The following is a 21,928-nucleotide window of genomic DNA, read 5'->3' as shown; positions in this document are numbered from 1 at the left end:
AGCTATAAATTATATAATTAATTTTAAATTCAGAATCTTATAAATTTTAAAGACTACTTAGGTGATTGTTTTTAATAAAAGGAAATAGTTTTAAAAACTAAATCAATAAAATGAATTTAAACCAAATAACGGTACCTTCTTTAGATTTGACAAAATCAATTCCTTTTTATGAGGCATTAGGTCTAAAATTGATTGTGAAAGCACTACCAAATTACGCAAGATTTGAGTGTCCTCATGGAAATTCAACTTTTTCCATTCACCAAACAAATACTTTACCGATAGGTGAAGGAGTCTATGTTTATTTTGAATGTGCAAATCTAGATGAACAAGTAGAACTTCTTAAAGAAAAAGGAATTGTTTTTGACCAAGAACCTACCAATGAAAGATGGTTGTGGAGAGAAGCTAGATTAAAAGACATGGACGGTAACCAGCTTATCTTGTTTTATGGTGGTGAAAATAGAATTAATCCTCCGTGGCGTATTTAGTTCACTTATTAAAAGGAATTATTGCTATTAATATTAGTATAAAATTTATTTTTTTTGAATATTTCAAACAAGGTGTTATAGAATTCACAGATGTTATGGTTTTACTAGTTACGAGGTTAATAGTATAACTGAGTTAATTTTAATAAGTTAACAACATATTTATCCTAATTGTAATGATTAAGTAATACTAATCAGTTGATACATACAATAATCAATCAATTATTATAACAAGTATTACTTTTAACAACTTATTGAAGAAGTAAATAAAAATTGTTCAATATTTCAAGCTACTAATTAGTAGTTGAAGTTGATGAAAGATAGTTAAAATTGAAAAAGACTTTATGGTCCATAAAAATGCAGAGGAAGAAAGATTAGCCGTTGAGGATAATTATAAAAATTGGAAAAGATGGGGTCCTTATTTAGCTGAGCGTCAATGGGGAACGGTAAGGGAAGATTATAGTCCAGAAGGTCATGCCTGGAGTTTTGTTGGTCATGACAAAGCACGTAGTAATGCCTATAGATGGGGAGAAGAAGGTATTGGCGGATTCTGCGATTCTAGAGAAATACTTTGCTTGGCACCTGCTTTCTGGAATGGGAAAGATTCCATTTTAAAAGAGCGTTTGTTCGGTTTAACCAATGATGAGGGTAACCATGGTGAAGATGTAAAAGAACTTTACTTTCATCAAGTATCTACACCCACGCATTCATATGCTAAATACTTATACAAGTACCCACACAAAAAGTTTCCTTACATAGAATTAGTTCGAAAGAATAAAAATAGAAATAGAGAGCAATCAGAATTTGAGATTTTAGATACTAAAGTTTTTGATAATAACACCTATTTCGATTGTTTTATAGAATATGCCAAAGAAGATGTTGGTGATATTTTAATGAAAGTTACCGTAATTAATAGAGGCCCAAGAGCAGCTAATATTCATGTTCTTCCACATTTATGGTTTCGTAATTTTTGGAAACATAACCAAAGATTCGAAAGGCCTGAAATGAAATCTATTTCAGATAATTCAGTACAGTCTCGTAGTACTCGTAATGGACGATACTATTTTTATCATGAAAAAGGAGAGCAATTATTTTGTGAAAACGAAACCAATAACCAACGTATTTACAATGTGCCAAATGAGGTAGAGTATGTAAAAGATGGTATAAATGACCACGTTGTTAATGGAGAGGCTACGGTAAACCCAGATAAAAAAGGATCGAAATTTGCCGTTTGGCATAAGCTTCGTTTAAAATCTGGAGAGGAAAAAACAATTAAAGTTCGTCTTAGTAAAAAGAAACTTAAAGACCCTTGGGGCAACTATGATTCCATCTTTGAAAAGAGAATTCAAGAATGTGAAGAATTTTATGGTGATATTTTAAAGAAAGAGCTTCCGGTTCAACAACAAGAGATTGCCAGAAAAGCATTCTCTGGTTTACTATGGACAAAGCAGTTCTATTATTATGATGTTTATAAATGGCTATTTGGCGGTCCAGGAGAAGCCAAACCATATAGAACCGATTCTCGGAATAAGCATTGGGAACATTTGACCAATCGTCACGTAATTTCAATGCCCGATAAGTGGGAGTATCCGTGGTATGCTGCTTGGGATCTTGCTTTTCATATGGCATCGTTTGTTGAGATTGATCCATATTTTGCCAAAGAGCAGTTGTTGCTGGTATTAAGGGAAAGCTATATGCACCCTAACGGACAAATACCTGCTTACGAATGGAATTTTAGTGACGTAAACCCTCCAGTTCATTCATGGGCAGTATGGACGGTATATGAGAAGGATAAGAAAAGAAATGGTAAAGGCGATTTCAAGTTTTTAGAAAAGGCATATCAAAAATTACTGGTGAACTTTACCTGGTGGGTCAACCAAAAAGATAAGAGTGGAACAAACCTTTTTGAAGGCGGATTCTTAGGTCTTGATAATATTGGTGTTTTTGATCGTAACCACATGCCAGAAGGTATAACGCGTATGCAACAAGCAGATGCTACCAGTTGGATGGCAATGTTTACCTTAAACATGTTACGCATGTCATTAGAGATGGCAACAATTAATCCAAACTACGAAGACAGTGTCGCCAAGTTCTTTAGGCATTTCTTAAATATCGCTTGGGCAATGCATCACATTGGGCAGAAAGATATTTCTCTTTGGGATGACGAGGATAATTTCTATTATGATGTTGTAGAAATGTCCAACGGAAATACAGACCGATTAAAAGTAAGATCCTTGGTTGGTATCATACCAATGTTCGCCGTAGAGATCATTCATAAAGATTTGTTTGATGAGCTAAAACACTTTAAAGTTAGAGCTGCAGAAATTGTGCGTACAAGACCAGATCTAGCTTCTTTGATTTCTAATATCGAAGAATTTAATTCTGATGGAAATTACCTGTTCTCCATTATGCGTGGCTTTAGACTAGAAAAGCTATTGTTTCGCTTATTGGATGAGAAAGAATTTTTATCTGATTATGGTATTCGCTCACTTTCAAAATATCATGAAGAGCATCCATATGTATTTCAACATAACGGTCACCACCAAATTCAGTATGAGTCTGGGGAAAGTCAGTCAAACATGTTTGGGGGTAATTCTAACTGGCGAGGTCCTATTTGGTTGCCTTTGAATTATATGATTGTTCAGTCTTTACGTAAATACTTCTCTTATTATGGTAAGGAGTATATTTATGAGTTTCCAACAGGCTCTGGTGTAAAAATGAACTTAAACGAGATTGCAAATGAAATTTCAAAACGACTTATAAAGTTATTTGAGCCTGACGAAAACGGTAAGTTTGTATATCACTCAGAAGACGATAACCATGTGTTTACTAAAAATGAACACTTTAAAAAGGAGCATTTCTTTTATGAGTTTTTTGATGGCGATTCGGGTAAAGGTCTTGGAGCTTCTCACCAAACAGGTTGGACAGCTTTAGTTGCAAATCTTATTATGGAATTGGAGCAGAATAGCTAGAATCTATTTTCTAATATAGTTGAACAAAAACGAGACATTTTTAATGTCTCGTTTTTATTTTTAAGCTTCTGTCGTAATCGCTTGTTGTGCCTCTAAAGCAAAACTCCTGATTTTTGGATCAGCATCATTAAGAAGATTTTCGACCATACTTAGGTAGCGAGGTTCTTTTTGCTGTGCAATGAGATATAATACCGCCAATTTAATCTTTAAGTCATTGCCTTGTAATAGAAGTTTAAAACATTCAAGTTCCGTAGGTATTTTATGTTTTATCTTTTGTAGCTCTTCTTCAGACGAAATGTCTAAGGCAGATTCTTCAATAATCGGTAACAGTTTACGCTTTAATTCTCCCGTTAAAAGATTGTCTAAAAATTCGATGGCATTGTGTTGCGCTTCCTGTTTCTGACTAATTAAGCCCTCATACGCAATGGCAACATCATTTTGTTGATAGCGTAAACCTAATAGTTTAAAAATACGCTCTAGTCCAGAATCTAAACGGCGTTCTAGTAATTCCAAAAGGCTAGTTCTAGCATCTCGTTCTGCATCGCCTATTTCTTTCTTCGATTTGTTTCTATTTCGGTATGATATAATAATCTGGGTATGCATAGACGATAAGGTCTGATGATGCAGTTTGCATTCATCAAAAATTACCGAGACCACTTTGTAGCGATTAAATTTCAACTGCGGATGCGTAGCTCGTATGGCACTCAAAGCACGAATAGTTTCTAAACGTACAGTAAGGTCATTATCGGTTAATATGGCTAATAAATGGTGCACAGCTTCTTTTGAATGAAAAGATTGCATGGCTGCAGGTATAAAACGAAGCACAGGTAATGGTTGTAGACGATCTTGAATTGTACTACGTAACACCGGTAGAATCTGCTGGCCATAGATTATAAAAGCCTCCATCACGGTAGGTCTATAATTTTTCTGACCTAAAAAGGGAATTATATGTTGTGCTAAGGTTGGGTCTGTTGCAGTACCAATTGCCTTTATAGTTGTTATTACAACAGCTTCATTTTCGTATTTTAAAAAAGCAATTAGCTTATTATAAAAAAGAGGTAGGTTTGCCACCCCGAGTGTTTCAATAATCGCCTCTATATAAGATACATCTTGTTCGTGATGTTCAATATTTGCAATTGCATTTGAAATACGATCCAATAAAGAATACCGCTGTTTTAACGAGTAGTTATTTTTTGCAGCTCTAGCCAAACAATAAAGTGCTGCCATAGCAATGCGTTCATTAGCGTGTTCTAAATAGGCATCGAACACAAAAGATTTGTCTTTGTGAGCAAAACTTAAAACATACGCCAAAGTAGCGGTGGTCAACTCTCGGTCATCAATTTTTAAAAGTTCGGAGACCTCCGCGGTCATGCTCTTTGAATTTAGAAAGTACAAGTTCTGAATAGCTGATAGTTTCACTTTATTACTAGGGTGCTCCAATAACAACTCCACATCATCTGCAAAGCGTTTGTCATTAATTTCCATCAGCTTATCTAGCATAAATAGAATTTGTTCTTCGGTGCCCGTTTTAAATACCGTACGCATACCGGTTACAACAGATACTTTTGTCTGGGAGGTTTTTTTAGTCTTTTTAAAGGAATCCGTTAGTACTTCTAAATTGGTTCTAAAGGTTTTGTAATATTCTATTCGCACTTTGTAAATAAAATACAACCAAAGGCAAACTAAAGCTATAATAAGAATACCAATGTAAAAAGAAGGTAAATCTAGACCACGAACAACAAATATTAAAAGGCATCCGGCAATACCAGTAGCTAAACTATCTACAACAACATCTATAAACGATTTAGTCCTGTTTTTCAAGTCGAAGGGCAGGGGTAAAGTCAATAATTCCGAAGCACTTTTATGTATAGATTGTTTTAGTATTCCGTCCATCGCCTTAATAACGACTACGGCAGAAAGTTCAGGTAACATCAAAAATAAAATGCTCCCGCCAAAAATTCCAATGGGTAATAAAAGCAATGAAAAACCAACGCCCCAAACACCCACAATTCTATGGGTAAAAAATAGCTGTATTACCAGCGATAATAAGTTGAAGGTCGAAAACCAAAAGGCAAAAAAAGCGGTAAGCTCGTCGGCATCGGTTATGGCAGATGAGGCAAAGTCACTAAATAAGTAGTCTACCAATTTGGCAACAACTACGCTCACCGCGACAATGCTCGCTATGTAAGTAAGATGTTTAGATTTTAATATGAGTTTTAGTGGTGGCTCTGAAATGTTTGTAGCCGACTTATGTTTCTTGACGCTGCCGTTTTTTTTAACCCTAATATTCCAAATTCTACGTAATAATGGAATACAGAAAAATAGGAGTAAGGCGGCAACGAACATTAGATTTTCATTTCCAATAAGAGGAGCCAAAATAGAGGTGAGGTACCCACCGAATATGCCACCAATGATAGCGCCAGACCCAATAAAGCCGAACAATCTCTTTGCTTCTCTAATATTGAATACCAAGTTTGCCAATACCCAAAATTGTGATGCAGATAGTACTGCATAAATTGCTACCCATATATAAAAGAAGTAGAGTAACACACCACTGACCACATCTAGCGAGAGCAGTATACCTAAACCAATTAAAATGACAATAGAACTAATAATGGTAAACTCAATTACTTTTTTAAGCGGGAATTTTGAAACGGCTTTTGAATAAAAATAAGAGGTAGCTACGGCAGTCATAGCAACTAACAAGAAAGCAAAAGGCAATTGTTCAATTCCTAATTCTGATAGAAATAGAGCATTTACCGTTGGTTTAATAATGAGTAGAACGGCAATGACCAAAAAAATGTAGGCGAGCATCCAAAGTGATACTTTGAACTCGCCTTCACGAACATCGAATATTTTTTTTATTAGTCTTTCTACCATCAAGAAATGGAAATTGCTATTCCAAGACCTAAAGTACAGGCTTTTTTAACACTTTCTCAATTGGCTTCACTAAATCTCTAATAATTTGTTCGCCATTGGCATCATCTATTAAAGCAACCAAAATATACCTTCTATTGTTGTCTTCTCCCCAAACCAAAATAGAATCGGAATGGTAGGTACGCCATGAACCCGATTTTCTGAACAATCTAGCGTTTGGTGCAATTTTATCTAAGGTGTTTACAAATTTATGGTGTAACTCTGGGTCTTCCATAATATCTAACATCTGCTTAGACCTTTTTTGATTTACCAATTTTCCGTTCGCCAATAAATAATAGTATCTGCATACTTGCGTAACTGATGCAGCGTGACTCAAATTTTTTAATGGTTCGCGATTGGTGTCACCACCACTACCATATCGCTTTCCAACCCAGAGTCCGCCTCCTTTTTGTTCATCATAGAAAGCGTATTTAGGGTCGGTCATAACCGCTTCAAGCTTTTCATAACCAACACGATCGATCATTCTAGTAGACGCGGCATTGTCAGATTTGCTAATCATTAAGCGCATATCTTTTTTAACCTCCGCTGTTTCTTTAATTTCTCCTTTTTCAATAGCATCCATAGCAGCTAAGAGAATAGCTATTTTAGGCAGGCTTGCCGCATACATCATATGGTTTCCGTTCACACGGGCAAAGCGTACTTGTTCTGGGTTGCTCAAATCAACTAGACCCACCGCCATTTTCTTTTGTATAATGAGATCGTTCCATTCTGGGTGCGATGCCAGTTCTTCTCTTAAGTTCGTTTGCAAAGAGCTATCTAGTAATTTTTGTAAAGGTTTGATCTTAGAATTATCTATTTTAATTGGTAGCTCATTTTGTGCATTTATTGTTACACAGAACATAAAGGAAAAAAGAAAAAAGACTACAGATGATTTCATTGAATTTAGCATATTTAAAAATGTAGTCAAAATTAGGTAATGGACTGATTTGCCATATGTTAATTTTTGTATTTATTGTAAAATTAAAAAATCCCGCAATTGCACTGTATTGCTCTGTATACCTTAAATTCTTGTGTTAAATTTTTAAATAATTATAGATTATATAGTACCTATGCGTCCCTTTTTTTAAAGAGTAAATGGGTTAAAAATTTATATTGACATTCAATTAAATAACTGTATCTTAAATAATGGAATATATGCAAACTTATGAATCTTAAAGATGGTGTAAAAACCGCTGAGAATAAAGTATCTACGGAGGCACGTAGACTTAGCGATATGGTTAAGGATTCTAATAAATCTTTAGTTGACCGTTTAGAGTGCTTTGAAGATATTATAAGTTTAGAAGTTGGTGATACAGGTTTGCACAGGGCTAAAACCTTAGAACGTGAGTTTAATGTTCGCCAATTATACCTAAAGTATGAAGGTGATAACCCAACAGGCACTCAAAAAGATCGTATTGCTTTTGCACAATTATATGATGCATTGCGTAGGGAATTTACCGTAGTAAGCTTAGCTACTTGTGGTAATTACGGGGTTGCTATGGCACTGGCATCAGATTTAGCGGGTATTGCTTGTAAAATTTACATTCCAGAAAGTTACCATACCGATCGCATAGTGGAAATGGAAGCATTGAATGCAGAGATTATCCGTATTCCTGGTAGCTATGAAGATGTAGTTACGGAAAGCTCAAAATTAGCGGCAGAACATGGTTGGTATGATGCTAACCCTGGTGGAGCCAACACTCCGCTTCAAATTTCTGCTTACGCACAAATTGCACAAGAAATTTTTGAAGATTTGGGCGATGCACCTAAATATTGTGCGGTACCTGTTTCTAACGGTACTTTATTTGCTGGTATTTATAGAGGATTTGTGAATTTGTATAAAAGAGGGAAAACATCTCGCATACCTAAAATGATTGCGGCATCTTCATCTCATAAAAACCCAATTGTAGAATCATATCTTCAAGGATTGGATCATTGTAAAGATTTGAATCCGGCTGCTATTAAAGAAACGAAATATAACGAGCCATTGATCAACTGGCATAGTTTCGATGGCGAAGAGGCTTTATATGCTTTGCAAGAATCTGAAGGAGAAGCTTTTAATATTAGTGACAAAAAATTAAAGGAGATGACTTCTCTTTTACATAAAAAGGAAGGATTTAGAATTTTACCAGCTTCCACAGCTGGTTTGATTGGACTTCTTGAATTAGATGAAAAAATGAATTTTGAGCCCGATCGTTTTGTGGCGGTGCTCACTGCAAAAAATTAAATAGATAGATGAAAAAAGTTATTGACGGTAAAGCCCTGGTATATTGTGAGGGAGCATTTAATACTCCTAATGGTAAAACAGCACATGGTTTGGTTCGTTTTACCGAGCGTTATGAGGTAGTTGGGGTATTAGACGAAAAATATGCTGGTAGAGATGCTGGTGAGGTTTTGGATGGTAGACCTAACGGAATTCCGGTTTTTAGAGATTTAGAGGCTGCAATTGCTACTTTGACCGCAAGTTATAATCTGCCAAGTTACTTAGTAATTGGTTTGGCACCAGATGGTGGTAGATTGCCAAAAGAGGCTAAATCGACTATTAAGGCTGCATTGCAACAAGGTTGGAATGTGGATAGTGGTCTGCATGATTTTCTAACTAATGACCCAGAACTGGTTGCATTGGCAAAAGAAAAGAATGTGAAGATCAGAGATGTTAGAAAGACTCCGGATCGTGACCAACTGCATTTTTTTACAGGCGATATTGAAAAAGTCAATTGCCTAAAATTAGCGGTTCTTGGTACAGATTCAGCGTTGGGTAAACGTACCACTGCTTGGATATTGGTACATGCGTTTCGTAATGCCGGTAAAAAGGCTGAAATGATCGGAACAGGGCAAACAGGATGGATGCAAGGTGCTAAATACAGCATGGTTATGGATAGCTGTATCAATGATTTTGTATCTGGCGAAATTGAGCATGCTGTGGTTAGTGCATGGAAAAATGAAGATCCAGATGTTATCGTTATTGAAGGTCAAGGGAGTTTAATGAACCCAGCTTATCCTGGCGGATTTGAAATTCTAGCTGCTGGCAGACCAGATTATGTAATTCTGCAACACGCTCCTAAAAGAGTAGAGTATGACGGATTTCCAGGGTATAAATTACATTCTTTAGAGGAGCAAATAAGGGCAATTCAGGTTATTTCCGGTAAAGAGGTAATTGCGATTACCGTTAACCACGAAGACATGAAAAAAGAGGAAATTCTAGATGTTTGTAAAGCAATAACAATAGAAACTAAATTACCTGCTTTTGATGTGTTAGAGTACGGAGCTGAAGATTTAATTTCACTTCTGATGGCAAAACTGAAATGAGAATAACCAATATTTCTTTTGAGCGTTTAGATCTTAAATTATCTGACCCTTATACCATTGCATATGAAACTATTGATCGTACCAGCAATTTTATTCTAAAGGTTGAAACTGATGGAAAAATAGTTGGTTACGGTTGTGCAGCACCAGATCCTGTGGTTACTAATGAATCGCCCAGTGATGTAACTTATGCTATTAAAAATATCATTATTCCTTATTTACAAGGAAAAGACCCATTTACTTATGCACTGCTATTATTAGAGCTGAAGGAATTATTGGGCAAAAGGTCATCGGCTTTGGCTATGGTAGATTTGGCATTGTTCGATATTATGTCGAAAAAAGCTGAGGTGCCTTTATATAAGTTTTTAGGCGGATTTCGTAATCACATAGCTACTAGTATTACCATTGGTATTATGGGCTTGGACGAAACCTTATCTTATGCTAGTGAATTTATAAAACAAGGTTTTACAATTCTTAAAATAAAAGGCGGGTCTAATTTAGAAGAGGATATTGCTAAAATGAGATCTATCCATGAGAAGTACCCTAACATCGAATTAAGGTTTGATGGAAACCAAGGGTATTCTGTGAAAGAATCTGTAGATTTTGTAAAAGCTACGGCAGCCATTGGTATAGAAATTTTTGAACAGCCAACAAAAGTCGAATCAGAAGAAAGATTAGGTGAAGTAACCGACCAGGTCAGTATTCCTGTAATGGCAGATGAAAGCTTAAAAACATTGACTGATGCATTTCGTTTAGCACAGAATGAGCGTGTGGATATGGTCAATATTAAATTGCAAAAAGTGGGCGGTATCTGGGTTGGTATGCATATCAATTCCGTTGCTAAAGCCGCTAAATTAGATGCCATGGTGGGCTGTATAGATGAATGCGGATTAGGTATTGCTGCAGGGCTACATTTTGCCTTGTCAAGACCTAATATTGTGTATGCTGATCTTGACGGACATTTAGATATTATAGATGACCCATATCATTCTATTTTTAGATTGGAAAAAGGAATTTTATACCCCACCGAAAAACACGGGTTGGGTTTTTCTGAAGCTAACATTTAATCATTTTCCATGTATTTAACTTTACTTGCCGTATTTATCGTTGGGTATCTTTTTATAGCATTAGAACACACGATTAAAATTGATAAAGCCGCCGCAGCATTACTTACTGGTACGCTATGTTGGGTGATTTTTATAATTGGGAGAGATTCTTTTCTTGTAAATATTTCAGGAGACGAATCTATTCATTTTGTAACAGAGAGTCTCCGTGAGAATTTAGGGGAGATTTCAGAGATTTTATTTTTCTTACTTGGTGCCATGACCATTGTTGAAATTATCGATGCTCATGAAGGCTTTTCGGTAATTACAGATAAGATTACCACAACCAATCGTGTAAAGTTATTATGGATTCTGTGTTTATTGACCTTCTTTCTATCTGCAGCTTTAGATAACTTAACTACAGCTATTGTAATGTCTGCTTTACTAAGAAAGTTAATACACGACAAAAAGGACCTTTGGATGTTTGCAGGACTTCTTATTATTGCCGCAAACGCAGGTGGTGCGTGGTCACCAATTGGCGATGTAACAACCATTATGCTTTGGATAGGTGGTCAGGTAACGGCTATGCATATTATTAAGGAAATTTTCTTGCCAAGTTTGGTTTGTTTATTGGTGCCATTGGCCATAATATCTTTTCGTTTTAAAGGGCATATTACCAAACCAACGGAACAATATACTTCCGATTCTCATGTATATCAAGTAAGTAGTTTTGAGAAAAACTTGGTTTTTGCTATTGGTATAGGCGCACTTTTATTCGTGCCTATTTTTAAGACCATTACACATCTTCCGCCATTTATGGGAATACTTTTAGGTTTAAGTGTTGTTTGGATAACTACAGAAATAATTCATAGAAATAAAACTATTGAAGAAAAGAAAACCTTGGCAATTTCTAATGTGTTGAGAAGAATTGATACGCCCAGTATCTTATTCTTTTTGGGGATATTGGTAGCAGTTGGTGCTTTACAGTCGGCAGGACATTTAGCAGATATGTCTCGCTTATTAGATGCTAATTTTGATAGCATTTATGCAGTTAACTCCATCATTGGGGTGTTATCTTCGATAGTAGATAACGTACCACTTGTTGCGGGTACTATGGGTATGTACAGTTTAGATAGTTATCCGCCAGATTCTGATTTTTGGGAATTACTTGCTTATTGTGCAGGTACAGGTGGCAGCATTCTTATAATAGGTTCAGCTGCAGGGGTTGCCATTATGGGCATCCTGAAAATTGATTTTATGTGGTACCTAAAAAATATTTCTTTACTGGCTTTTATTGGCTATGTAGCAGGTATACTCACTTTTACGTTGATCAATTAAATATTACTAATCTTCTAATTGCTCAATAAGATTGGCAACTAAAGCTGTCCAGCCTGTTTGGTGAGAAGCCCCTAGACCACGACCGTTTTCTCCATGAAAATACTCGTAAAATAATATCAAGTCCTTAAAATTAGGGTCTTGGTAGTATTTCTCATAGTTCTTGTTAATGGCGCGGTTGCCATCGGCATCTTTCTCGAACATATGAATGAGTCGTTTGCTCAACTCATCACTCACCTGTTTTAGGTTGAGCAATTTTGAGCTTCCCGTTGGGTATTCAAAAAGAAAATCATTACCATCATACCATTGGTATTCGCGAAGTGCCTGAATAAATAAATAATTCATAGGCATCCAAATAGGACCACGCCAGTTAGAATTGCCTCCAAATAGGGAAACGGTAGATTCCGCTGGTTCATAGTCAATAGAGTAGTCTATACCATCTATATGAATTTGATATGCCTTTTCGTGCACCTTAGATAAAGATCTTATACCGTATTCACTCAAGAATTCATTCTCGTCTAAAAGTGCGGCAACTAATTTTTGCATTCTATCTTTTGGAACTAACGATAAAAGTAAATCACCATTCTCTTCATACTGTTGTATAACCTCGTATTTTAAATTCTCTGCACGGTATTTTTTAAACCAAAGAACACTTGCTTTGAATTTCGGGAACTTATCTAGCACGCTTTTCTTAATAGTAAGTACCGCTGCCAATGATAACATACCGGCAATAGATCGTACTTTTATAGTGGTAGATTGCCCGTCTGGTAAGGTTAAGCGATCATAGAAGAACCCTTCAACATCGTCCCAGGTATTGGCTTTATCAGTATCCATTTTATTCAGAGCTTCCGCTATGAATACAAAATGCCCAAAGTATTTGGTTGCCATATCTTCATAAGAATCGTCATGTTCTGCGATACGCAAACTTATTTCTAGCATATTCAAGCTATACATCGCCATCCAAGCGGTACCATCTACTTGGTCTAAAGAACCACCACCGGGAACACCATGGCTGCGGTCAAAAACTCCAATGTTATCCAAGCCTAAGAATCCGCCTTGAAAAACATTGTTGTCATTTCTATCTAAACGGTTTACCCACCAGTTGAAGTTCAAATTGAGTTTATTGAACATCCGTTTTAAGAACTTAATATCTGCTACACCGGTGATGGATTTATCAGTTCCATAAATTTGTAAAGTTGCCCATGCCTGTACTGGCGGATTCACATCACTAAAATTCCATTCGTAAGCAGGTATTTGTCCGTTAGGCGACATGTACCATTCTTTGGTGAACAATAGTAGTTGGTCTTTCGCAAATTCTGGGTCTATAGATGCGAACGATGCACAGTGAAAAGCAGAATCCCATGCAGCATACCAAGGGTATTCCCATGCATCTGGCATAGAAAGTATATCGTGGTTTCGTAAAGTTTTCCAATGGCTATTACGTCCGCTTAACCTTTCTTTTGGTGGTGGTGTGGTTTTGTAATCCCCTTCTAGCCATTTTTCAACTTCGTAATTATAATATTGTTTCGTCCAAAGTAAACCGGCAAATGCTTGTTTTAAGATAGCCTTTCTATCTTCGGTTGCATTTGGTGCAATGTTCTCATAAAATTGAGCGCATTCATTTTGTCTTTTCCTAAATATGGCGTCAAAATCATCAAAAGGTTCTTGCAGATTTTCTTCCGTTAATCGCAATTGAAAAGTTGCAGATTCACCACCGCCTATAATCTTTTGATACATTGGGGCAAACTTGGTGCCCGAGTTATTTTTGGTAGCCAGGTCATAGTCATTATTGCACACGGCGATGTTAAATAAGTCTTTTTTAAACGGATGATCATTCACATCTTTATAAACCTTTTCTCTGTTGGTTTCATTTTCAGTAAATAATAACTTGTCTGCAGGCTGAAAATAGAAATTGTATTTACCCACGTACGGGTGATCTATAACTACCGAAGTGTCATTGTCAATTTTAACGGTTGCTATTACCGGTTTCTGGGACATTTCTTTAAATGACCAATGATTACGCATAATCATCTGTGGCAATAAGGTTATAGGAGCAGGTTTGCTATTTCTGTTTGTAATGGTAATTTGAATAAGAATATCGGTTTCATTGCCTTTCGCATATTCTGTACTGACATCAAAGTAGGTATTGTCGTCAAAAATACCCGTGTCCAATAATTCGAATTCCAGCTCTTTACGATTGCGCTTTTGATTTTCCTCGATCAATTGATTGTATGGATATTCTTTCTGTGAATATTTGTACAAATATTTCATGTACGAATGCGACGGAGTATTTTCTAAATAGTAGTATAGCTCCTTTACATCTTCACCGTGATTTCCTTGCGGTCCTGTTAACCCAAAAAGGCGTTCTTTAAGAATAGGATCTTTTCCGTTCCATAAAGCAATACTAAAACACATATTGCAATAGCGATCACTAATACCTGCTATGCCATCTTCTCCCCAACGAAAAGCGCGACTTCTAGCATGGTCATGCGGTAAGTAGTTCCAAGCATCGCCACCCGCACTATAATCTTCCCGTACCGTTCCCCATTGACGTTCACTTAAATAGGGCCCCCATTTTAACCAGTCTTTTTCTTCTTTTTGATGTTGTGCTAAACGTTCTTTTTCAGGGTTTTTCATGCGGAATTTAATTAAGTAATTGCAAGATGTTGGTCGTACAGGATATTATAAACTATAGTTTGCTGGTGTCAATTTTAAAAAGTTCTGCAGCATTTTTCCAAAGAATCAGTTCTTTTTTTTCGTCGGCTAAATCTAATTGACCCATAAATTTTAGATAGGATTTCATATTAGAGATGGGCCAGTCCGTTCCATAAAGCAGGTATTTTGGGTCGCCAGCATAGGTAATCATTTCTTCGATTTCCTTTTTCATGTAGCGTTCAAACTTATCGGAGAAATCGCCCAAAACCAACCCGGATATATCTGCGTAAACGTTTTTGTTTTTATAAACGACCTCCATACAATCTTTGATCCACGGGTTACCTACATGACAAATCACGATTTTTAATTCTGGATAGTCAACAGCTAAATCATCAATATGAATAGGGTGGGAGTATTTTATTTTTCCGGTAGGGGCGTAGGTGTCACCAGAATGAAACATGACAGGCACATCATACTCAATTGCCATTTCATACATTAATTTGAAACGAATATCATTTGGGTAAAACGGCTCGTAACCTGGGTAGAATTTTAAGCCTTTAATGAATCCTTTTTCAAGGTAATCGCTAATCTCAATAACATCTCTGTGGTTGTAATGTAAATAACTAATGCCTGATACCACACCTAGATTGTTATATCCTTTAATTGCCTCTACGACTTGTTTGGTGCTAGGTCTATGTTCATTGACTTTATATGACGTAAGTACTAAAGAATAATCAATGTTATTATCCTTCATGTTTTGTGAAAGCTTGTCTAAACTCTCGTTTAATGACACCACTCTGTCTTCATGATAGTTGTTGATGTGGGTGTGTACGTCTATAATCATTTGTTGCTATTTTTCGTTGGTTCTACATAAAGGTTGCTTGTTGCTAAGTATCTTATTTTTGAATAATTATTTTCCACTTATCAGATTCAGCAAATTCTTTAATTGCTGAATTTCGTTTAGAGAGTAAGTTAAACATATACTTTTTCAAGAATAAAAAATTGGCTATTCTACCTAAAAAACCCAATGGTGAAGTATAATCAAATTTATCGATCATCACAGTGATGTTGCCTTTATCTTCAAAATAATGTTGATGCTTAAAACTTTTAAAGGCACCTTTTACCATTTCGTCTGTAAAAGAATTTGGATAATTAAATTGAGTGATTTTTGTAGTAAGATTTTGATATATGCCAAAATGCTTAGCACGCCATGTAACCGTTTCATTTAAATTGATTAGTCCACTAGTAACTCCTGCAATTGCCTCTTCGTAGGTATGTTCTGTAGAAATTTTATGAAGGTCAATACTACGAGATAAGTCAAAGACTATAGTCTTCTTTGCATTTATTTCTGTACAAATTTTAATCTTAGGCATATTTAAACCGCCCTTTGCACTACCTCAAATACTTTATTGGCATCACACTTAATGGTTTTAGAAGGGAATTTTAGAATCAACGCATAATCATGGGTTGCCATTAATATGGTTCTACCAGACTTATTGATTTCCTGTAAAACTTTCATAACCTCTACACTGGTTTGTGGATCAAGGTTTCCGGTAGGCTCATCGGCAATAATTAATTCTGGGTCGTTCAATAAAGCACGTGCAATAGCAATACGTTGTTGTTCCCCTCCAGAAAGTTCATGAGGGAATTTAAATCCTTTGGTTTTCATTCCTACTTTTTCAAGCACGTTAGAAACCTGAGTATCCATTTTTGCCTTGTCCGTCCAACCAGTTGCTTTCAAAACAAAAAACATATTCTGGTTGATATTACGGTCTGGAAGTAGTTTAAAATCTTGAAAAACAATACCTAATTTTCTACGTAAAAAAGGAATGTCACTTTCCTTTAAAGTTTTAAGGTTGAATTCACCCACATGACCTTCACCTTTTTGCAATGGTAAATCGCCATAAAGGGTTTTCATGAAGCTACTTTTACCGCTTCCGGTCTTACCAATGAGGTAAACGAATTCCCCTTTAGCAATTTTTAAGCTCACTTCGCTCAACACCAAGCTCTCTTTTTGAAAAATAGAGGCATCCTTAAGTTCTAAAACAATCTCTTCCATAACGCAAATGTTGATATAAAAGTAATAAGTTCCATTTGATATTTGAGAGCCCTTAATCAAAATCTTTTCTTTTGTATAGGTATTGCACATACTTAGGTACAATTTTTGTCGTTATCACATGTGATAACGGTACTTCTAAATAGTAACAGAACACTATGCTTAAAAAAATCACCGCTTTTATTCCAATGGTACTCGGTTTGGTCGCATTGACCACGGCCCAAGAGTCTAAGATTTACACCCATGAACAAAAAGCATTTCAAGACGCGCTAGCGCTTTACAACAACGAACAATATCAAGCGGCACAGACCATTTTTGAAAAGGTCAAAGTGTCTACCAAAGATGAGGAGACTGCTGCCAATAGTGCATATTATGCAGCCAATGCGGCAGTACGCCTAAACCAGATCGGTGCAGATCGATTAATGGAAGATTTTGTTGAAAAATATCCTACGTCTACCAAACGTAATTCTGCTTTTGCAGATGTGGCAGAATATTATTTTCAGACAGGGAAATATCCTTATGCTTTAAAATGGTATGACAAGGTTGACCAGAACTCATTGTCTCGTGGCGAGATGGATAAGTTCAATTTCAACTATGGGTATTCGCTATTCTCATCCCGTAAAACAAATCAGGCAGAAAAGTATTTAGAAAAGGTAACTACTTCTCAGGTATATGGGTCTCAGGCAAAATATTACTTGGGGTATATCTCTTATCAAGAAGATGATTACGAAACGGCAAATCAGCGTTTCGATCAAATTACCGATCAAGATGTTTTAGAAGAGAAGTTGAGCTATTACCAGGCAGATATGAATTTTAAACTTGGTAAGTTCGAAGAGGCAATTGCCGTGGCTAAAAAACAAATACCAAAATCTGATAGAAGGGAAGTTTCTGAACTGAATAAGATTATAGGGGAAAGCTATTTTAACCTGAAGCAATACGAAAATGCAATTCCGTATTTAACCGAGTATAATGGTAAAGGTGGTAAATGGAGCAATACCGATTACTACTACCTGGGTTATGCTTATTACAAGGGAGGAGATTATGCGAGTGCTATAGCCCAATTCAATAAAATTATTGGCGGTACCAATAGCGTTGCACAGAATGCTTACTACCATTTAGCAGAGTGTTATTTAAAGCTTGATAAAAAGCAAGAAGCATTGAACGCTTTCCGTAATGCTTCTCAAATGGATTACAGTGCAGAGATTCAAAAAGATGCATTTTTAAATTATGCACGTTTGAGTTATGAGGTGGGTAATGCCTATGAGCCGGTACCACAGGTAATAACTAATTACTTGAAAACTTACCCGAAAGATGAGCATCAAGAAGAAATGCAGACCTTATTGGTAGATTCATACATTACTTCAAAGAATTTTGAGGGCGCAATGCAATTGCTAGAAGAGAATAAGAATTATGCAAGTAAAGCGGTATATCAAAAAGTAGCTTACTATAGAGGTATTGAACTTTTTATGGAAGGTGATTACAATGCTGCAGCAGAGAATTTCGGTAAGTCTTTAAACAGTGCAGAAGATATGTTGTTTAAAGCAAGAGCAAATTATTGGAAGGCGGAAGCTGATTATAATAGCAATAGATTTGATGATGCCGCAAAAGGATTTTTAGCCTTTAAGAATAACCCGTCAGCAAAAAATACAGAAATGTATGCCGATGTAGATTATAACTTGGCATATGCATACTTCAAGCAAAAGGATTATACCGATGCTATTACCTATTACAATGCATTTACCGCTAACGGAAATGCAGAGGTAGAGAAATTGCATGATGGATTTTTAAGATTGGGAGATAGCTACTACGCTACTAGTAAATACTGGCCAGCTATTGAAACATATAACAAAGCACTTGCATTAACAGGTCCTGAGAAAGATTATGCTTTCTACCAAAAAGCAATGAGCTATGGTTATGTTGATAGAGGTGCAAGCAAAATTGAGAATTTAGAGGAGTTCGTAAACCAATACCCGAGATCTAGTTTTAAAGATGATGCCTTGTTTGAGCTGGGTAATACCTATGTATCGCAAGGGCAAGAGAACAAAGGCCTTGAGGCTTATGATAGATTGATCAGTGAATACAGAGGTAGCTCTTTAGTGCCACAAGCATTAATGAGACAGGGTCTGGTTAATTATAATGCGAGTAGAAACGAAGCTGCTTTAGCGAAGTTTAAAACTGTTGTTAGTGATTTTCCAAAAACACAAGAAGCCATACAAGCGGTAGCTACAGCAAAATTGGTCTATGTTGACATGGGGCAAGTAAACGAATATGCAGAATGGGTACGCGGACTTGATTTTGTTGAGGTAACCGATGCCGAATTGGACAACGCCACTTTTGATGCTGCGCAAAAGCAGAATTTAGAGGGTAATGTAGATGCTGCTATTAAAGGGTATAAAAATTACATTCAGCAATTCCCAACTGGGTTACATGCTGTTGATGCTAACTTTAGTTTAGCACAATTGTACTTTGGTAAAGGGGAGAAAGAATCGGCTTTACCATATTATAAATATGTTGCCGATAGAAGTACAAGTGAGTATGCAGAACAAGCATTAACCCGTGTTTGCGAGGTTTATATTTCTAAAGATGACTACCAAATTGCTTTGCCATATTTATTGAAATTAGAGAGTCAGGCAAATATTCAGCAGAATAGAACATTTGCACGCTCTAACTTAATGAAAGGCTATTATGGTGAGAAGAATTATCCAAAGACTTTAGAGTATGCCGACAAGGTATTGTCTACGCCAAGTATAGATAATAGAATTAAGAGTGATGCACATATTATGATCGCTAGATCTGCCATTGCTACCAATGACGAGCAAAAAGCAAAGTCAGCATATGCAGAGGTTTTAAAAATTGCATCTGGGGCTACGGCTGCAGAAGCATTATACTATGATGCCTATTTTGAACATAAAGATGGTGCTTATGAAAACTCAAATGTCGCCGTACAAAAACTGGCTAAAGACTATGCGGTATATAAAGAGTGGGGCGGTAAAGGTTTAGTGTTAATGGCTAAGAATTACTATGCACTAAATGATGCCTACCAAGCAACTTATATTCTTGAAAGTGTGATTACAAATTTTAGTCAATATCCAGAAATTGTATCAGAGGCAAGGGCAGAGCTTGCTATTATAAAGTCGAAAGAGGCTAAGAGTAACTCATCAGTTGATCCTAATTAAAAACTACGTACACCAGTAAAAGAACACCTATGTACAACAAACATATATTTGCGCTTATTTTTTTAACGCTTGGTTTTCAAGTTGTTTTTGCTCAAGAGGAGGAAAAGGATTTGGGAACGGAGACCGTAACGGTTACCAAAGCGTATACGCCAACCGTTTCAGATGCTTTTAAAATTAAATCGGTTCCTAATATGAACGATTCTATCGTACTACAGAAAAAACCGATTACCTATAGCATTTTTTCAGTGCCTGTAGCGTCTACGTTTACACCATCTAAAGGCACGGCATCTAAAGTGGAAAGATTGCCGCCGCCAGTACTATATAATTCGTATGCTTCTTTAGGAGCAGGCTTATATGGTAATGTATTGGGTGAATTTTATACCAGTAGAACCATTAATAGAGATGAAAATTTTGATATTGGTTTTAATCATTTATCCTCACGAGGTGGAATTGAAGGTGTTGAGTTGAACGATACTTTTTATGATACCAGATTAGATGCATCATATGCAAAACGCGACCGCGATTTAGATTGGGGAGCGGCAATTGGGCTACAACATCAATTATATAATTGGTACGGTATAGAGACAGGCGTGTTCAGTGAAACAGTTATTAATAGTATAGACGAACGTCAGAACTATTTTATGGGTGAGGCAAGTGGTCACATCAATGTAGAAGATGCTTTCTTTAAAAGAGCGGACTTAACTTACCGTAGATTTTTTGATGCTGTAAGTTCTGGAGAAAACAGGGCTATCTTTAATACAGGTTTTGAGTTTCCTTTAAACGACGAGGTATTCAATGCCAAGGTAAAAGTTGATTATGTGGGTGGTACTTTTGAGAACGCAGATGTTAGCAGTACTACTAATGACAATGGAATTTCTTATGGAAATTTACAAGTAGGTGTTAATCCGTCTTTAAAAATGTTACGTGATGACCTATCATTGAACTTGGGAGTGAATTTAGTATACGGAATGGATTTAGAGAATAGCGAAAGTAACTTCTATATCTATCCTGCGGTAACCGCATCATATCGTTTGTTAGATGAATCTGTTATTGCTTATGGTGGTGTTACGGGTGAGTTGAAGCAGAATTCTTATTATGATTTTGTGGAAGGCAATACGTTTGTTTCTCCAACGCTAACCGTTGCTCCAACAGATAGTCAATATAATGCCTATGTCGGCTTTAAGGGGCAATTATTGCCAAATTTAAGTTATAACGTTAAAGGGTCTTATTCGGCAGAGAATAACAAACCATTATATGTTTTAAACCCTAGAAACGATTTTAGGTCTGATGAGAAAGGGTATTATTACGGAAATTCATTTGATCTGTTTTATGATGATATAAAGACATTGGGCATATTTGGGGAATTGAATGTTGACGTAAACCGTAATTTCACTTTGGGTGTTAATGCTGAGGTTTATGATTATAATACAGAAACCGGAAACCCAGCCTGGAACTTGCCAAACTTAAAAGCATCTCTTTTTATGGATTATCAGATTGGAGAAAAATGGTATGCGGGAGCTAATTTATTTTATGTTGGCGAACGTGATGATTTTTCATCAAACGTAATTCAGAATGCACTGCCTAGCGATTTTCCTGCAACGCAAATTACTTTAGACGGCTTTTTCGATGCAAATGCGCATATTGGCTATCGTTATACAGATCAATGGTCTTTCTTTATTAAAGGGGCAAACCTATCTAATAATGATTACCAACGTTGGGCTAATTTTCAAGTTCAAGGTATTCAGGTTTTGGGAGGAGCAACGTATAAGTTCGATTTCTAGAATCTTATAAAATTTATATTTCAAAAAGCCCTTCTAATTATTTAGAAGGGCTTTTTGGTATGTCTAATCTTAATTTTATAGGATTTCTGTACTTTAGGGAATCTGTACCATACTCATGTTCGCTAAAACTCAACATATAAAACTTTTACTATCGCTACTGTTTGTTATGCCTTTCTTTGGGGTTGCACAAAACCTGGTTCTAAATC

The 21,928-nt window shown here is 36.2% G+C and carries 14 protein-coding genes; 8 read left to right on the top strand and 6 right to left on the bottom strand.

Annotation, left to right across the window (positions count from 1 at the left end):
• The first annotated feature begins 110 nt into the window (after positions 1-110).
• Positions 111-485 (top strand): VOC family protein, encoded by a 375-nt coding sequence (locus P178_RS0102365; protein WP_027064700.1) that lies wholly within the window; start codon positions 111-113, stop codon positions 483-485.
• 341 nt (positions 486-826) lie between these two features.
• Positions 827-3,454, top strand: coding sequence for an MGH1-like glycoside hydrolase domain-containing protein (locus P178_RS0102360; protein ID WP_027064699.1), 2,628 nt, complete (start codon positions 827-829; stop codon positions 3,452-3,454).
• Positions 3,455-3,514: 60 nt separating this feature from the next.
• Here the strand turns inward: P178_RS0102360 and P178_RS0102355 are convergent, their stop codons facing one another.
• Positions 3,515-6,334 (bottom strand): hypothetical protein, encoded by a 2,820-nt coding sequence (locus tag P178_RS0102355; RefSeq protein ID WP_027064698.1) that lies wholly within the window; start codon positions 6,332-6,334, stop codon positions 3,515-3,517.
• A gap of 28 nt (positions 6,335-6,362) precedes the next feature.
• Positions 6,363-7,268: a serine hydrolase gene (locus tag P178_RS0102350; protein ID WP_036145598.1), complete on the bottom strand. Its 906-nt coding sequence runs from the start codon at positions 7,266-7,268 to the stop codon at positions 6,363-6,365.
• 267 nt (positions 7,269-7,535) lie between these two features.
• Here P178_RS0102350 and P178_RS0102345 point away from each other — a divergent pair, with 267 nt between their 5' ends.
• Genes P178_RS0102345 through nhaD form a run of 4 tightly spaced genes read left to right on the top strand, consistent with a single transcriptional unit; the run spans position 7,536 to position 12,057 of the window.
• Positions 7,536-8,597 (top strand): pyridoxal-phosphate dependent enzyme, encoded by a 1,062-nt coding sequence (locus P178_RS0102345; RefSeq protein ID WP_027064696.1) that lies wholly within the window; start codon positions 7,536-7,538, stop codon positions 8,595-8,597.
• An 8-nt stretch (positions 8,598-8,605) separates the two neighbouring features.
• The gene (locus P178_RS0102340) at positions 8,606-9,679 is read left to right on the top strand and encodes a DUF1611 domain-containing protein (RefSeq protein ID WP_027064695.1); all 1,074 of its coding nucleotides are present in this window, start codon (positions 8,606-8,608) and stop codon (positions 9,677-9,679) included.
• Complete coding sequence (locus P178_RS0102335) at positions 9,676-10,743, top strand: mandelate racemase/muconate lactonizing enzyme family protein (protein ID WP_027064694.1); 1,068 nt, start codon at positions 9,676-9,678, stop codon at positions 10,741-10,743. Before P178_RS0102340 ends, P178_RS0102335 begins: the two co-directional genes overlap by 4 nt.
• 9 nt (positions 10,744-10,752) lie before the next feature.
• On the top strand, positions 10,753-12,057 hold the full coding sequence (gene nhaD, locus P178_RS0102330; RefSeq protein WP_027064693.1) for a sodium:proton antiporter NhaD: 1,305 nt from the start codon (positions 10,753-10,755) through the stop codon (positions 12,055-12,057).
• Between the two features lie 6 nt (positions 12,058-12,063).
• On the opposite strand, the gene P178_RS0102325 is transcribed toward nhaD, so the two are convergent.
• Genes P178_RS0102325 through P178_RS0102310 form a run of 4 tightly spaced genes read right to left on the bottom strand, consistent with a single transcriptional unit; the run spans position 12,064 to position 16,768 of the window.
• A complete protein-coding gene (locus P178_RS0102325; RefSeq protein WP_027064692.1) occupies positions 12,064-14,691 on the bottom strand; it encodes an MGH1-like glycoside hydrolase domain-containing protein in 2,628 nt (875 codons plus the stop codon).
• A 52-nt stretch (positions 14,692-14,743) separates the two neighbouring features.
• The gene (locus P178_RS0102320; RefSeq protein ID WP_027064691.1) at positions 14,744-15,553 is read right to left on the bottom strand and encodes an amidohydrolase family protein; all 810 of its coding nucleotides are present in this window, start codon (positions 15,551-15,553) and stop codon (positions 14,744-14,746) included.
• A gap of 52 nt (positions 15,554-15,605) precedes the next feature.
• A complete protein-coding gene (locus P178_RS0102315; RefSeq protein WP_027064690.1) occupies positions 15,606-16,082 on the bottom strand; it encodes an SRPBCC family protein in 477 nt (158 codons plus the stop codon).
• A 2-nt stretch (positions 16,083-16,084) separates the two neighbouring features.
• Positions 16,085-16,768 carry a cell division ATP-binding protein FtsE gene (locus P178_RS0102310; protein ID WP_027064689.1) on the bottom strand — a complete coding sequence of 228 codons (684 nt, stop codon included), beginning with the start codon at positions 16,766-16,768 and terminating at the stop codon, positions 16,085-16,087.
• 155 nt (positions 16,769-16,923) lie between these two features.
• Here P178_RS0102310 and P178_RS0102305 point away from each other — a divergent pair, with 155 nt between their 5' ends.
• Together P178_RS0102305 and P178_RS0102300 are read left to right on the top strand one after the other, a co-directional pair.
• Positions 16,924-19,941 (top strand): tetratricopeptide repeat protein, encoded by a 3,018-nt coding sequence (locus tag P178_RS0102305; protein ID WP_027064688.1) that lies wholly within the window; start codon positions 16,924-16,926, stop codon positions 19,939-19,941.
• A 29-nt stretch (positions 19,942-19,970) separates the two neighbouring features.
• Positions 19,971-21,722 (top strand): hypothetical protein, encoded by a 1,752-nt coding sequence (locus tag P178_RS0102300; protein WP_027064687.1) that lies wholly within the window; start codon positions 19,971-19,973, stop codon positions 21,720-21,722.
• Positions 21,723-21,928 lie beyond the last annotated feature (206 nt).

The sequence above is a fragment of the Maribacter sp. Hel_I_7 genome, assembly GCF_000688315.1.
Taxonomy (GTDB): Bacteria; Bacteroidota; Bacteroidia; order Flavobacteriales; family Flavobacteriaceae; genus Maribacter; species Maribacter stanieri.
Note: the sequence above shows the minus strand (reverse complement) of the source record. Positions and strands in the feature narration are given on the sequence as shown.